The following is a 14,365-nucleotide window of genomic DNA, read 5'->3' on the forward strand; positions in this document are numbered from 1 at the left end:
CCAAAGGCAAAGTCCGGTGCTTAATGGAGGCATGAGCTCCTCCGAGACCGAGCCGCGGGACGAGCCTGTCGGGGCCCTCCCCGCGGTCGCTCCTCAGCTGCGTGCCCTGCGCCGGCGGGCCTCCCTGACGCTGGAGGCCGCCGCACGGCAGGCGGGCCTGTCACCCGCCCACCTCTCCCGGCTGGAGACCGGACAGCGCCAGCCCTCGCTGCCGATGCTGCTCTCCCTCGCGCGGATCTACGGTACGACCGTCTCCGAGCTGCTCGGGGAGTCGGCCGTCGAGCGTGACGCCGTGGTGCGCGCCGCCGACATGGAACCCACCGAGGCCGGCGGCTGGACCTACTGGCAGGCCGGGGCCGCCGGGCGCGGCATGCAGGCCCTGCGGGTCCACGTGCCGCACGGCTCCCAGGGCGACATCGTGCGCGTCCACCCCGGCGAGGAGTGGCTGTACGTCCTCAAGGGGCGGCTGCGGCTGCGCCTCGGGGACACCCTCCACCGGCTGTCCCCGGGCGACAGCGCCCACTTCGACTCGCTCACCCCGCACCGCATCGCCGCGCAGGACCCCGACGGGGTCGAGCTGCTGTTCGTGCACACCCTGCTGCAGAGTCCCACGGCCGCCCTGTGCCTGGGCCCGACCCATGGAGAGACACCGTGACCGGCAAGGACATGGAGGAGAAGTTCCCGAGGGCCCTCTGGGTCAGGCTGTTCGTCTACGTCGTGGTCGGGCACCTCTTCGCGGCCTTCATCTACTTCCTCTTCGAGATCGCGCCGAAGAAGTAGCGGCCACGGGGCGAGGCGCGCACGGGGGCGGGTGTCAGTCGAGCAGGCGCTCGCGCAGCCGCTCCCGGTGGGCCGGGGTGAGCCCGAGCCCCTGTTCCAGGTAGGCGTCCACGCCGCCCCAGGTCTCCTCGACCGTGTCGAAGGCGGCCGCCAGATACTCCGCGCGCGCGTCGAAGAGCGGGCTGAGCAGCTCCATGACCTCGGGGGAGTAGGCGTCGGGGGAGCTGCCGCTGCGCCGCACCTTGTAGCGGCGGTGCTTGGCGTTGGACTTCAGGTAGTCCTCGACGATCGCGTCGCACTCCACACCCACGGCGAGCAGGGTCACCGCCACCGAGAGGCCCGCGCGGTCCTTGCCGGCCGCGCAGTGCATCAGCGCGGGGACGCTGTCCTCGGCGAGCGCGCGCAGCACCTGGGAGTGCTCGGGGGTCCGCTCCTTGATGATCGTGCGGTACGAGGTGATCATGCGGTCCGCGCCCTGGCCGTCGGCGAGGATCGCGCGCAGCTGGTCCAGGTCGCCGTCGCGCACCATCTTCCAGAACTCCGCGCCGTCGGCCGGGTCGCTCAGCGGCAGGTTGACGTTGCGCACGCCCGGCAGTGCCACGTCCGGGCCCTCCAGCTTCTGGTCGGCCGCGTTGCGGAAGTCGAACACGGTGTGCAGACCGAGCGAGGCGAGGAAGGCGGCGTCCTCCGCGGTGGCGTGGGCGAGGTGACCGCTGCGGAACAGCACCCCGTGCCGCACCCGCCGGCCGTCCACCGTGGGCAGCCCGCCCACGTCGCGGAAGTTGCGCACCCCGGTCAGCTGGGGCTCGGTCGACGGGATCTCCTGCGTCACGGACGGCTCCTCCCACTTCGCGCCGTCGCCGCGGCTCGTCGACGGGCACCACTCGACGATACGACATGGCTGCCAGGGGCAACGAGGTGTCGGCCGCCCTTGTGACGTTGGATTATGTCGCTTTCTGTTTGTTTCTGAGGCGGGATTCCGGAGCTCGTCCCGTCAAGATCAGGATGTCGCGATTGCGTCGACTGTCCTGCCCGACTTCATGATGAATGGGCGATCTGTCCGAATAAGACACTTGGGGATAACGTGCCCCGATAGCAAGGGATTTGAGGATGGAGTGCGTGAGCATCGTCATACCGGTGACCCTGTGCTGTCGCCATGCTCACGTAATTCCCCACCGTGACAAGGGAATTCACCTGCGGCTCACTCGTGGGATCGACGCACGGTGACGTCATTTCCGCCTTTCGATCACGGAAAAAGAGGGTTCGTGGGAACCCGCGCTTGTTTCGCCGCGTCGAGGTCGCTTACGTTCCCAACCGATCCGGACGGACGCCTAATCCTGCCGCCGCCCGGAGCCCGCACACACTGACCCGACGTACGGCAGGAGCGGGGGACCCACAGGTACAACTGCCTGTTCCGGGCCCCGGAAACAGGCTTGGGGTTAAGCCGCGCAGCAACGCGGCCGGACATCTCCAGTCCGCACCCGACAGCTCACCTCGTAGGCGCCGGAGAGGAATTCGTCATGCCCGCGAAGGGTAAGCACCGCCGTACCAAGGCCCAGCGTTTCACCCGCTCCATCGCCGTCGCCGGAACCGGTGGCGCCGCTCTCGCCCTGCCGCTCCTCGGCGCCACCGGCGCGCACGCCGCGACGCCGCAGTCCGCCCCCGAGACGTCGGTCCGGTCGCTCTCCGTCACCGGCCAGCAGGCCAAGGCCGAGAAGGGCGACGAGGCCCGCACGTACACCGTGAAGGCCGGCGACTACCTCGCCAAGATCGCCGAGGCCGAGCACGTCGACGGTGGCTGGAAGCAGCTCTACGCGGACAACCGCGAGGCCGTCGGTGACGACCCGTCGCTCATCCACCCGGGTCTGAAGCTCTCCATCGACGGCAAGGCCGCCAAGAGCGCCCCGAAGCAGTCCACTTCGCCGCAGGCCGCCGAGCCCGCCGCGCCCAAGGCGGAGAAGCCGGCCGAGAAGCCCGCGCAGAAGGCCGCCGAGGAGTCCTCCTCCGACGAGGCGTCCACGCAGACCGCCCCCGCCTCCGGCTTCACCTCCCCGGTGTCCGGCGGCAGCGTCGGCACCGCCTACAAGGTGGCCGGCAGCATGTGGTCCAGCGGCTACCACACCGGTGCCGACTTCGTCGTCCCGACCGGCACCCCCCTGAAGGCCGTCGGCGCCGGCACCGTCGTCTCCGCCGGCTGGGGCGGCGCGTACGGCAACCAGGTCGTCATCCAGCTGAACGACGGCCACTACGCCCAGTACGCCCACCTGTCCTCCCTGTCCGTCTCCGCGGGCCAGACGGTGAGCGCCGGCCAGCAGGTCGGTCTCTCCGGTGCGACCGGCAACGTGACCGGCCCGCACCTGCACTTCGAGATCCGCACCAGCCCGGACTACGGCTCGGACGTGGACCCGATCTCGTACCTCCGCGGCAAGGGCGTCTCCCTCTGACACCCGGAGCTCCGGCTCCCGAGCGGCACCCTTCCTGACACGCGCGCCGAAGGCCGACCCCGATCCACGGGGCCGGCCTTCGGTGTGTCCGGGCCCGTGCCGGGCGCGGGGCCGTACCTATTCCTGGCTTGGCCAAACCTTGAAGTGGCTTATCTCACCGCGCGTCAACCCCCGCCTACGGTCGCGTAGGTCACATCCGAAGGTGAATCATGTCCGGCTGTGGCAGACGATTCGAAGAGTGACAAGGCAACAGTGATCGGGTCGTACGTGGCGGTGGGGGACAGCTTCACCGAGGGCGTCGGCGACCCCGGGCCCGACGGGGCGTTCGTCGGCTGGGCCGACCGGCTCGCCGTTCTGCTCGCGGACCGCAGGCCCGAGGGCGACTTCCGGTACGTCAACCTCGCCGTACGCGGCAAGCTGCTGGACCAGATCGTGGCCGACCAGGTCCCCCGGGCCGTCGAACTCGCCCCGGACCTGGTCTCCTTCTGCGCGGGCGGCAACGACATCCTGCGCCCGGGCACCGACCCGGACGAGGTGGCCGAACGGTTCGAGAAGGCGATCGCCCAGCTCGCGGCGGCCTGCGGCACGGTTCTGGTGACGACCGGGTTCGACACCCGGGGCGTCCCGCTGCTCAAGCATCTGCGGGGCAAGATCGCCACGTACAACGGGCACGTGAGGGCGGTCGCCGACCGGTACGGCTGCCCGGTGCTCGACCTGTGGTCGCTGCGCAGCGTGCAGGACCGCAGGGCGTGGGACGCCGACCGGCTGCACCTCTCGCCCGAGGGACACACCCGCGTCGCACTGCGCGCGGGTCTCGCCCTCGGTCTGGAGGTGCCCGCCGATCCGGAGCAGCCGTGGCCGCCGCTTCCGCCGCGCGGCACGCTAGAGATCCGGCGGGACGACGTCCACTGGGCCCGCGAGTACCTCGTCCCGTGGATCGGGCGCCGCCTCCGCGGGGAGTCCTCGGGCGACCACGTCACGGCAAAGGGGACGCTGTCCCCGGCGGACATCCGCTCGCGGATCGCGAAGGTGGCGTGAGGCGCGGTCCGCGGGGCGCGCGGTCCGCTGGGCGCCCGGGGCGCGGGGTGGCTGGGCCGGCGGGGCGTGTGCGGGCCGGTTTGTGGCTGGTCGCGCAGTTCCCCGCGCCCCTGAGGGGGCGTGGTGCTCGCGTGTCTTGAAGGCCACGTGAAGCTGCGTGCCTCGGGGGCGTGTGCGGGCCGGTTTGTGGCTGGTGGCGCAGTTCCTCGCGCCCCTGAGGGGGCCGCGGTGCTCGCGTGTCTTGAGGGCGCGGGGCTGATGACGCCCTGAGGGGGCGCGGGGAACTGCGCGTCGGGGGTTCGGGGGCGGAGCCCCCGTGGCGGGAGGGCGGGGCGGGGGCTGTTTCCACAACCACCCCGGCCGTAGGCGCCACCGCACATAATGGAAACTCCGATCGATTCCATCTGGAGGTACCGTGGCCGCTTCTTCCGCCCCCCGGACGGGGCTCGGCGCCCTGCGGCCCCCGGCCTTCGGCGCGGAGCCGGCCGGTGAGCGTCTGGCCCGGATCCACAGGTCCCCGCACTTCGCGAACGGCGTGTTCCAGAACCCGGGCGGACCGGCCCGTGTGCGCCCCTCCGGTTCGGGACGGGACATGGCCAAGCAGTTCCTCGACAAGGACTCCCGCTCCCGCCGCGCCCCCCGGGGCACGATCCCGGTACATCCCACCACCCTCGCCGACCTGAACCGCCCGCCCGCGACCGGGCTCCGCCTGACGTGGATGGGCCACTCCAGCGTGCTCGCGGAGATCGACGGACAGCGGGTGCTGTTCGACCCCGTGTGGGGCGAGCGCTGCTCGCCGTTCCCCTTCGCGGGCCCGAAGCGGCTGCACCCCGTGCCGCTGCCGCTGGCCGCGCTCGGCCCGGTGGACGTCGTGGTGATCTCCCACGACCACTACGACCACCTGGACATGCCGACGATCAAGGAACTGGCCGGCACGGACACCGTGTTCGCCGTGCCCCTCGGCGTAGGCGCCCACCTGGAGCGCTGGGGCGTTCCCGCGGAGCGGCTGCGCGAGCTGGACTGGCAGGAGTCGACGCGGGTCGGCGGCCTCACCCTGACCGCGACACCGGCCCGTCACTTCTGCGGCCGGGGCCTGCGCAACACCCAGCACACCCTGTGGGCCTCCTGGGTGGTCGCCGGCGAGCGGCACCGGATCTACCACAGCGGCGACACCGGCTACTTCGAGGGCTTCCGCGACATCGGCGCCGCCCACGGCCCGTTCGACGCGACGATGATCCAGGTCGGCGCCTACTCCGAATTCTGGCCGGACATCCACATGACGCCCGAGGAAGGCGTCCGTTCGCACCTCGACCTCCAGGGCGGCGACCCGGGCGGCGTCCTGATGCCGATCCACTGGGGCACCTTCAACCTCGCCCCGCACGCGTGGGCGGAGCCGGGGGAGTGGATGACGGACGCCGCGGGGGCCGTGGGCCAGGCCGTCGCCTTCCCCCGTCCCGGCGCGCCCTTCGAGCCGGGCGGGGAACTGCCCACCGAGCCCTGGTGGCGTCCGCTCACCCGGCCCGTCCCGCGCGTGTGGAACACCGGCGGCCCGTCGCGGAGCGAGGAGACCCCCAGCGGCGACCTCGACCTCGCGGGCGACCGCTGACCCGTCGAGCGGGGACGAGCAGGGCGACGCCCCACGGCACGGGCCTGATGTCACACCCCGTTGCCAGACTGTCGGCTGTGATGATCGACAGTCTTGACGTCTCGTACGGCGACATGTGGGGCTCCCATGAGGGGCCGACCCACCCTGACCCGATACCGAGCGCGCTCGCCTCCCGCCGACATGCCGCCGGGATGCCGTACGCGGTGCTGCTCTCCTCGCGGGAGCGACCGCTGGCCATGGTCGAGCGATGGCCGCGCGGGATGTGGCGCGTATACCTGTTCGACGACGCGTTCCGCCGCGCGCAGATGATCGATTTCAAGCCGTACGGCACGGGGATGCTGCTGGCTCACCGGAACACCCGGTTGACCGAGGGCGACCAGGAGACCACGGCCGTCGAGGTCCTCTCCTGCCCCGCGCCGAAGTTCGGCGACTGGCAGGTGTTCGCTCCGTTCCTCGCCCAGCAGGGCCACGAGCCCGCCCCGACCGTGGTCCTGAACGACGTGTCCGTGGACGAGGGAGCGGGACCGCTGCGCCCCACCCGCATCGAGCGGCTGTTCGTGCCGGGCCCGCGCGACACCCCGGACGGCCCGGCCACCCTCGAGCTCGGCGACGCCGGTGCGGTGCGGATCACGTCAGGACAGCTGGTGGTCTCGGACCCCGGCTGGGTCACCGAACCACGGACCGTCGCCGTGCCGCCGGGCGACTACCCGGTCACGCTGTCGCTCCTGCGCGGAACCCATGAGGTGAGGGTCGCTGCGGCCAAGGTGACCTTCCTGGACGCCCCGCCCCGCACATGGGAGATGGTCCTCCGCCCCGACGAGGACCCGGCGCTGCTCGGCGAGGGCGAGTTCTACGGGGTCGGCGTCGACACCGGCACGGTGGCCTTCATGGACGCGACCCGGACGGTCGACGAGGAAAGGCTGGACGAAGAGGTGTTCGTCCCCCTCTCCTTCGTCGACCGCCCCAGCGTCGAACTCTCCGGTACGGATGGCGGGCCGAACCTCATCGCCCTGAGCGCCGGCTGGGGCGACGGGTCCTACCCCGTCTGGATCGGCCGCACCGAGGACGGGAAGGCTTGCTGCGTCGTGGTCGACTTCCGGCTCTACCCCACCGACCAGGAGATGACGGCCCCCGGCGGAACCGGGCCCTCGCCCGCGTAGCTGTCGCCCCGCCCGGCCGTCGGCGCGTCGTCCCCGGCGAGCGTCAGGCCGGCCCAGGGGCCGGCGAGGACCGCGTCGTCCAGGGTGATGCCGAGGTGGCCGAGCAGGAGGGCCACCACCGGCGCCATCCCGGCGCCCTCGCCCTCGTGCTCGGCCAGGGCCTCCTCCACCCGGTCCCACCAAGGGCCGTGCGGCTCGGACCGGCTGTGCTCCATGCCGGGCTCGAAGTACTCGACGCACTTACCGTCGCGCCAGTGCTGGAAGACGTCGATCCCCTCGGTCGTCGCCACGCCGTACGTCTCGGTCCCCCGGGACAGCTCCGCGAGCGCCTCCTCGCCGAAGCCGATGGTGCCGTCCTCCTCGACGCAGAAGGTCCACTCACCGAGCCTGCCGGCCCGCAGCAGCGAAACCGGCCCGTCGTCCGCGTCGTCCGGGAGCAGAGCCGAGGCCGCGTCCCGGTCGAGCGGGCGCGCCCGTCCCGGATCGGCCCCGTACCGGGCGAACACCTCGCGCGGTTCCAGCCCCCGGGTGAAGGTCACGCACATCCCGGCCCTCGCCCACGCATGCGAACCCGCGTTCGTGCCCATCATCCCCCCACTGTCGTCACAACCGGCCCCCTGCCGGGGCCGAGCCCGAGATCATGATGCCCGGCCGGTGTGACAGAGCGGCGGGCGGGCCGGAGACGTCCCTCCGGCCCGCCCGCCTCCGCACGCTCACCCGGACTCAGGGCGTCGCCGTGACCGACGTCGGCCGCGTACCGGCCGCCGCCGCGGCCTCCGCCGCCAGCCTGCGTCGCCGCGTCGCCGGGCCGAACACCGCCAGGACCAGCGCGCCCAGCGTCCAGGTGCCGGCGATGACCATGAAGACCGCCTGGTAGCCGATGCCGTTGTAGACGCCGGCGATCATCAGCGGGCCCACCGCGTTGGACAGCCGGCCCAGACCGTAGGCGATGCTCGTGCCCAGCGAGCGGCCCTCGGTGCCGTACAACTCGGGGGCGTAGGCGTACGCCAGGGCCGTGTAGCCGCGCTCGAACAGGTTGACCAGGAAGCCGAAGACGACGATCAGCACCGGCGTGAACGTCAGCCCGTAGAGCAGACCGGACGCGGCGATGACCAGGCCGAACACGACCAGGCACCATTTGCGTTCGAAGCGGTCGGTGACCATCGCCGCGAGGAACGAGCCGAGCGGCGCACCCACGGTCGTCAGCGCCACGTAGAAGATCGAGTCCTCGACGCTGACGCCCTCGGCGGCCAGCAGCGTCGGCGCCCAGCTGGAGTAGCCGAAGAAGCCGATGGTCTGGGTGATCCACAGGACCGACAGCAGGAGCGTCGGGTACAGGAACTTCTTGTCCTTCAGCATGCCCAGGCCGGGCTTGACCGAGGGCCCCTTCGGCTTCGGCTGCTGCGGCTCGGGCAGCGGGCCGTGCTCGGCCGTCACGTGGGCCTCGATGCGGGTCAGGACCGCCTCGGCCTCCTCGTGCCGGCCGCGCGACTCCAGCCACTGCGGGGACTCCTCGAGCCGCCGCACGAAGAAGAGGAACAGCGCGCCCAGCGACCCCCACAGGTAGACCAGCCGCCAGGACCAGTCGGACATCGGGACGACCGCGGAGGCGATCAGGTTGGTGACGGGCGTGCCGCAGATGCCGATGACGATGGCGTACGCCTGGAACTTGCCGCGCTTGGCGCTGGGGAACAGCTCGCTGATGTAGACGACGGCGACGACCGTCATCGCCGACAGGCCCGCCGAGGTCAGCACGCGGAACACGCCGAGGGACCAGATGTCCCAGGCGAACACGCAGGCGAACGACCACACCGTGAACCACAGGGTGGTCGCGGTCAGCGTCTGCTTGCGGCCCAGCCGGTCGGCCAGCCCGCCGGCCACGACGGCGCCGACGAACATGCCCACGAAGGACAGCGAGGTGACGTACGCGACGTGGTTCACGTCGGCGCCCCACTGCTCGCGCACCACCGGGGCCGTGATGGCGAAGGTGTTGATGTCCGCGAACTCGAAGAAGTAGGCGAACGCCACCGCGAGGATGGTCCGCTTGTGGAACTTCGTGATCGGCAGCCGGTCCAGCCGGTTCGCCGCGTTGGTGGTACGGATGTGCTGCACTGCACGCTCCTGGAAAGGGGTGGACCCGTCTCACCGGGCCGGGGGTGACGTCAGCGGGCCTCGTCGGGCCAGTACAGACGCAGGGGGTTGTCGACCAGCAGCGCCCGCTGTCGCGCGGCGGTGGTCGCGATGTGCGGGATGTGGTCGACCAGCAGACCGTCGTCGGGCATGTGGTTCTTCAGGTTCGGGTGCGGCCAGTCGGTGCCCCACAGCGCCCGGTCGGTGAACTCCTCGACGACCTTGCGGGCGAACGGCACCACGTCGCGGTAGGCGTGCCGCTCCCCGTCGAGCGCGGGCGGGCCCGAGACCGTCAGCCGCTCCGGGCAGGACACCTTCACCCACACGTCGTTCGCCGCGACGAACCGGAGGAACCTCGCGAACTCGGGTCCGTCCGCGCTGCGGGTGACGTCCGGGCGGCCCATGTGGTCGACGACCAGCGGCACGGGCAGGGAGGCGAAGAACGACTCGAGGTCCGGCAGGTCCGCCGCCTCGAAGTAGAGGACGACGTGCCAGCCCAGCGGCGCCACCCGGCGGGCCACGGCCTCCAGTGCCTCACGCGGCGCCGCGTCCACCAGACGGCGGACGAAGTTGAAGCGCACCCCGCGCACCCCGGCCTCGTGCAGCCGCCGCAGCTCCGCGTCGGTGACGTCCGGCCGGACCGTCGCCACCCCGCGGGCGCGCCCGTCGGCCGCGTGCAGGGCGTCCACCAGGGCGCTGTTGTCTGCGCCGTGGCAGGTGGCCTGCACGATGACGTTGCGGTCGACGCCGAGGTGGTCGCGCAGGGCGAACAGGTCGTGCTTGGAGGCGTCGACCGGCGTGTACTTCCGCTCGGGGGCGAAGGGGAACTCGGCGGCGGGGCCGAAGACGTGGCAGTGGGCGTCCACCGCTCCCGGCGGCAGGACGAACGCCGGCTTGCTCGGCCCCCGGTACCAGTCGAGCCAGCCCGGGGTGACCGCGGTGTCGTGGTCGGTCATCGTGCTCCTCGCATTCAGTCGACGTAGGTGAGGCCGAGCTCGGCCAGCGGGCCGCGCATGCCGTACATGTCCAGGCCCAGCTCGCCGGACCGGAACCGTTCCCGCTTGCCCTCCTCCGCCGCCTCGCGCCGCGCGGACGCCTCCGCGACCTCGGCGGCCCGGGCGGCGGGGACGACCACCACGCCGTCGGCGTCGGCGACGACCACGTCACCAGGGTTGACCAGCGCGTTCGCCACCACGACGGGAACGTTCACCGACCCCAGGGTGGCCTTGACCGTGCCCTTGGCGTTCACCGCGCGGGAGAAGACGGGGAAGTCCATCCGGCGCAGGTCGTCCACGTCACGGCAGCCGCCGTCGATCACCAGGCCCCGGGCGCCCCGGGCGCGCAGCGAGGTGGCGAGCAGCTCGCCGAAGAAGCCGTCCTCGCTCTCGGTGGTGCAGCCGGCGACCACCACGTCGCCCTCGCGCACCTGCTCGGCGGCGACGTGCAGCATCCAGTTGTCGCCGGGCTGGAGCAGCACGGTGACCGCGGTCCCGCACAGCCTCGCCCCCTCGTACACCGGCCGTATGTAGGGGCGCATCAGACCGAGGCGGCCCATCGCCTCGTGCACGGTCGCGACCCCGAACCGTGACAGGGCCTCGACCGCGGCCGGGTCGGCGCGGTCGACGGTCCGGTGGACGACTCCGAGGTGGTGCATGGTGCGGCTCCTTGCTTCTGCGGGCATTCTCGGCCCGCGGTGAACGGTCGGGGTCGGCGGGGGTGGACGGCCGGGGGCGGCGCGGGTCAGCGGCCCTGGGCGGCCAGCCGGGCGTCGAGCCGGGGGTAGACCCGCCGCGCGTTGCGCTCCTCGACGGCGGCGAGGTCCTCGGGGGTCAGGCCCGCCTTCTCGACGTAGCGGCGGGTGTCGTCGAAGTGGTGGCCGGTGCGCGGGTCGACGCCGCGCACCGCGCCGACCATCTCGGAGGCGAAGAGGACGTTCTCCACGGGCATCACCTCCAGCAGAAGGTCGATGCCGGGCTGGTGGTAGACACAGGTGTCGAAGAAGACGTTGCGCAGCAGCGACTCCTCCGGCTCGGGCCGGCCGAGCGCCTGCGCCAGCCCCCGGAAGCGGCCCCAGTGGTACGGCACCGCGCCGCCGCCGTGCGGGATCACCAGCCGCAGATCGGGGAAGTCGGCGAACAGGTCGCCGGTCAGCAGCTGCATGAACGCGGTGGTGTCGGCGTTGAGGTAGTGCGCCCCGGTGGTGTGGAAGGCCGGGTTACAACTCGTGGAGACGTGCACCATGGCCGGCACGTCCAGCTCGACGAGCTTCTCCCACACCGGGTACCAGGACCGGTCGGTCAGCGGGGGAGCGGTCCAGTGGCCGCCGCTCGGGTCCGGGTTGAGGTTGACGGTGACCGCGCCCAGCTCCAGCACCGCGCGCTCGATCTCCGGGACCACGGTCGCCGGGTCCACGCCGGGGGACTGCGGGAGCATCGCGCCGGGGACGAAGCGGTCCGGGTACAGTTCGGACACCCGGTGGCACAGGTCGTTGCAGATCCGCGCCCAGGCGGCGGAGGTGGCGAAGTCGCCGATGTGGTGCGCCATGAACGAGGCGCGGGGGGAGAAGACGGTGACGTCGATGCCGCGCTCGTCCATCAGCCGCAGCTGGTTGGTCTCGATCGACGCACGGATCTCGTCGTCGCCGATCGCCGGGCCCGCGGGGTCGGGCGCCCGCAGCGGGTCGGTGAGCGCGGCCACCTGCGCGTCCCGCCACTGCCCGAGGGGAGCGGGGGCCGTGGTGTAGTGGCCGTGGATGTCGATGATCACGCGTGCTTCTCCTGACGGACGGGAGTGGGGTCCCAGACGGAACGGGGGACGAGCAGGTCGCCGGCCATGAGCAGGCGGGCGGTGCGCAGCAGCGCGGAGCGGGTCACCCGCTGCGGGTCGGCGGGGTCGAGGCCGAGGGTGACGCTGAACTCGCCGGACGGGTGCTCGACGGAGACGGTGGGCTCCGTGCCGGACACCCCGGCCGCCACGTCCCGGGCGACGGTGCCCTCGATGACGCAGGCGGTGGCCGCGGTGACGGCGGCCATCACGCCGATGGACTGGTGGCAGACCCGGGGGATGAGGCTGCGGGTGGTGAGGGTTCCGCCGTGACGGGGCGGCGCGACGAGGGTCATCTTCGGGTAGTTCCGCCCGCTCACGTCGCCGAGGCCCATCGCCTCCCCGCAGACCAGGCGCAGCGCCTCGACGCGGGCCTTGAGCGCCTCGTCGGCGTCGACGTCCGCCGGGGACTCGTAGCCGGTGGCGCCCAGGCGGGCGGCCTCGACGATCACCAGCGGCTGGCCGTTGTCGATCAGGGTGACGTCCACGGCGCCCAGCCCCGGCACCTCCACGGAGTCCCGGGGACGCCCGGTGGGCAGCAGGGCCCCGGCGACCGAACCGGCGGTGTCCAGGAAGCCGATCTCGACGGGGGCGGCGGCGCCGGGGACGCCGTCGATGCGGGCGGCGCCGGCGTAGGAGACGTGCCGCGTCCCGTCGGCGCCCTCCGGAGTGGCGACGGTGATCTCGGCGACCATGCCGGTGTTCCGGGTCAGCACCCGGGCCGTCGTACGGTCGCCGGCCGGCACCACCATGCCGGTCTCGACGGCGAAGGGCAGCACGGCGGCGAGCATGTTGCCGCAGTTGGCCGAGGTGTCGACGGTGTCCCCGTCGGGCTGCACCTGGGCGAAGGTCCACTCCACGTCGACGCCGTGCCGCGTGCCCGGACGCACCAGGCCGATCTTGCTGGTCAAGGGGTGCGCCCCGCCGACGCCGTCGATCTGCCGCGCGTCGGGCGAGCCCATCGCCGCCAGCAGCACCGCGTCCCTCAGGGCGGGGTCGGCGGGCAGCAGGCGCGCGTCGAAGAAGGGCCCCCGCGACGTGCCGCCCCGCATGAACAGGCACGGGATCGCGGTCTGGGAGCCGCGGCGGGTGACCTCGGGGACCCGGGCGGCTGCGACGGCGGACATGGTCGCTCCTTCGGTGGACGGAATCGGGGCGGCGGCGCGGCGCCGGACGATGTGAAGATGCGAGGAAGCTAAATCATCAACGAGATTGTTGACAAGATGTTCCGACGAAAATGCTCACCAGATGGGATCCCGGGTGCGGTCGCCTCGGTACCGCGCACTAGGGTTCTCCCAGCGAGGGCCGCCGGGGACGGACGCGGGACGAGGGAGAGGTCGACGGAGTGACGGAGAAGCTTACGGGCGCTGCCGGCCGCGAGTATGTGGCGAACGCCATCAGGCAGGCCCTGCGCGCCGGGGACCTGGTGCCCGGCCAGCGGCTCGTCGAGCTCGACCTCGCCGAGGTCTACGGGACCACGCGCGGAGCCGTCCGGGAGGCGCTGCAGGACCTCGCGGCAGAGGAGATCGTCGAGATCGTCCCCCGCCGCGGCGCCCGGATCCGCGCGGTGTCCGTCGAGGAGGCCGTCCAGATCACCGAGTGCCGGTCGGCCCTGGAGCAGCTGTGCGCGCGGAAGGCGGCAGGCTGGGCGAGCGACGAGCAGCGCGCGGAACTGCGGCGGATCGGCGCCGACATGCGGCAGGCCGTTGCCGACGGTGCCTGGGATACGTATTCCGCCCTCAACCAGCGGCTGCACGAACTCGTCATCGAGGCCAGCGGGCAGGAGGTGGCGCGCCGTCAGCTCGAGCGGCTGAACGGGCCGATGGTCCGCTTCCAGTTCCGGCTCGCCCTGCGCCCCGGACGCCCCGCGCAGTCCCTCCCGCAGCACCTGGCGATCATCGACGCGGTCGCCGGCGCCGATCCGGAGGCGGCGGCACGGGCGGTGGCGGCGCACCTGGACGACGTGATCGAGCAGCTGCGGGCGTCGGCCACGGGGGCGTCGGCGCCTCGCGTCTGACGGGCGTCGGCCCCATGTTCCGCTACACAGCGTGATGTTCTGGCCGGAGGGCTGAAGCCGCCTTCGCGGTGGAGGGCGCCTACTGAGGCGCGTCCCGCCCTCCTCGCGCCCCTCATGACCTCTCCGCGCCCTGAGTGTCCTCGCGACCGCTTCTGACCAGCATTGATCGACCGCCGATCACTTCCGTCGCAGTCCGCTGAACGGTTATCGGTCTGTCGTACGACGCCTCATACCAGAGCGCGATGCTGTCCGCACGAGTTTGTCAACTGCCCACCGCACATGATGCGGTGACGACTACGGTGAGTGTCGGTCGCCCGGCGTGACGGCTCGCGACGGCTCATGTCGCAGGACGCCTCGCGCCGAGGGC

General features: G+C 72.2%; 14 protein-coding genes and 1 riboswitch. Of the genes, 7 read left to right on the forward strand and 7 right to left on the reverse strand.

Going from position 1 to position 14,365, the window contains the following annotated elements; all coding sequences use genetic code 11:
* Positions 1-31: 31 nt before the first annotated feature.
* Positions 32-655 (forward strand): helix-turn-helix domain-containing protein, encoded by a 624-nt coding sequence (locus ACQZOG_RS13685; RefSeq protein ID WP_033277250.1) that lies wholly within the window; start codon positions 32-34, stop codon positions 653-655.
* Positions 652-780, forward strand: coding sequence for a DUF6126 family protein (locus tag ACQZOG_RS13690; protein ID WP_078493074.1), 129 nt, complete (start codon positions 652-654; stop codon positions 778-780). Before ACQZOG_RS13685 ends, ACQZOG_RS13690 begins: the two co-directional genes overlap by 4 nt.
* A gap of 34 nt (positions 781-814) precedes the next feature.
* Here the strand turns inward: ACQZOG_RS13690 and ACQZOG_RS13695 are convergent, their stop codons facing one another.
* Positions 815-1,612: a tyrosine-protein phosphatase gene (locus ACQZOG_RS13695; RefSeq protein WP_058917436.1), complete on the reverse strand. Its 798-nt coding sequence runs from the start codon at positions 1,610-1,612 to the stop codon at positions 815-817.
* 519 nt (positions 1,613-2,131) lie between these two features.
* A riboswitch (cyclic di-AMP (ydaO/yuaA leader) is annotated at positions 2,132-2,296 on the forward strand.
* 4 nt (positions 2,297-2,300) lie between these two features.
* Here ACQZOG_RS13695 and ACQZOG_RS13700 point away from each other — a divergent pair.
* From ACQZOG_RS13700 to ACQZOG_RS13715, 4 genes are all read left to right on the forward strand, one after another.
* Positions 2,301-3,224: a M23 family metallopeptidase gene (locus ACQZOG_RS13700; protein ID WP_430741525.1), complete on the forward strand. Its 924-nt coding sequence runs from the start codon at positions 2,301-2,303 to the stop codon at positions 3,222-3,224.
* 252 nt (positions 3,225-3,476) lie between these two features.
* Positions 3,477-4,262 (forward strand): SGNH/GDSL hydrolase family protein, encoded by a 786-nt coding sequence (locus ACQZOG_RS13705; protein WP_033277253.1) that lies wholly within the window; start codon positions 3,477-3,479, stop codon positions 4,260-4,262.
* A gap of 415 nt (positions 4,263-4,677) precedes the next feature.
* Complete coding sequence (locus ACQZOG_RS13710) at positions 4,678-5,868, forward strand: MBL fold metallo-hydrolase (protein ID WP_037642893.1); 1,191 nt, start codon at positions 4,678-4,680, stop codon at positions 5,866-5,868.
* 80 nt (positions 5,869-5,948) lie between these two features.
* Positions 5,949-7,028, forward strand: a complete 1,080-nt coding sequence (locus tag ACQZOG_RS13715) for a DUF4241 domain-containing protein (protein ID WP_193456187.1) — start codon at positions 5,949-5,951, stop codon at positions 7,026-7,028.
* Here ACQZOG_RS13715 and ACQZOG_RS13720 read toward each other — a convergent pair.
* The 6 genes from ACQZOG_RS13720 to ACQZOG_RS13745 all read right to left on the reverse strand — a co-directional run bounded on the left by ACQZOG_RS13720 (position 6,971) and on the right by ACQZOG_RS13745 (position 13,108).
* Positions 6,971-7,618 carry a DUF6461 domain-containing protein gene (locus tag ACQZOG_RS13720; protein ID WP_315968246.1) on the reverse strand — a complete coding sequence of 216 codons (648 nt, stop codon included), beginning with the start codon at positions 7,616-7,618 and terminating at the stop codon, positions 6,971-6,973. The genes ACQZOG_RS13715 and ACQZOG_RS13720 overlap by 58 nt on opposite strands.
* 133 nt (positions 7,619-7,751) lie before the next feature.
* Complete coding sequence (locus tag ACQZOG_RS13725; RefSeq protein WP_430741526.1) at positions 7,752-9,140, reverse strand: MFS transporter; 1,389 nt, start codon at positions 9,138-9,140, stop codon at positions 7,752-7,754.
* A gap of 50 nt (positions 9,141-9,190) precedes the next feature.
* Complete coding sequence (locus ACQZOG_RS13730) at positions 9,191-10,114, reverse strand: amidohydrolase family protein (protein WP_359568758.1); 924 nt, start codon at positions 10,112-10,114, stop codon at positions 9,191-9,193.
* Positions 10,115-10,128: 14 nt separating this feature from the next.
* The gene (gene ligK, locus ACQZOG_RS13735; protein ID WP_033277257.1) at positions 10,129-10,812 is read right to left on the reverse strand and encodes a 4-carboxy-4-hydroxy-2-oxoadipate aldolase/oxaloacetate decarboxylase; all 684 of its coding nucleotides are present in this window, start codon (positions 10,810-10,812) and stop codon (positions 10,129-10,131) included.
* 86 nt (positions 10,813-10,898) lie between these two features.
* The gene (locus tag ACQZOG_RS13740; RefSeq protein ID WP_058917442.1) at positions 10,899-11,924 is read right to left on the reverse strand and encodes an amidohydrolase family protein; all 1,026 of its coding nucleotides are present in this window, start codon (positions 11,922-11,924) and stop codon (positions 10,899-10,901) included.
* Complete coding sequence (locus ACQZOG_RS13745; RefSeq protein WP_430741527.1) at positions 11,921-13,108, reverse strand: 4-oxalomesaconate tautomerase; 1,188 nt, start codon at positions 13,106-13,108, stop codon at positions 11,921-11,923. Before ACQZOG_RS13745 ends, ACQZOG_RS13740 begins: the two co-directional genes overlap by 4 nt.
* A gap of 218 nt (positions 13,109-13,326) precedes the next feature.
* On the opposite strand from ACQZOG_RS13745, the gene ACQZOG_RS13750 reads away from it, so the two are divergent.
* Positions 13,327-13,998, forward strand: a complete 672-nt coding sequence (locus tag ACQZOG_RS13750; RefSeq protein ID WP_430741528.1) for a GntR family transcriptional regulator — start codon at positions 13,327-13,329, stop codon at positions 13,996-13,998.
* Positions 13,999-14,365 lie beyond the last annotated feature (367 nt).

Origin of the sequence: Streptomyces sp. P13-3-3, assembly GCF_050571355.1 — a bacterium.
Lineage (GTDB): Bacteria > Actinomycetota > Actinomycetes > Streptomycetales > Streptomycetaceae > Streptomyces > Streptomyces althioticus.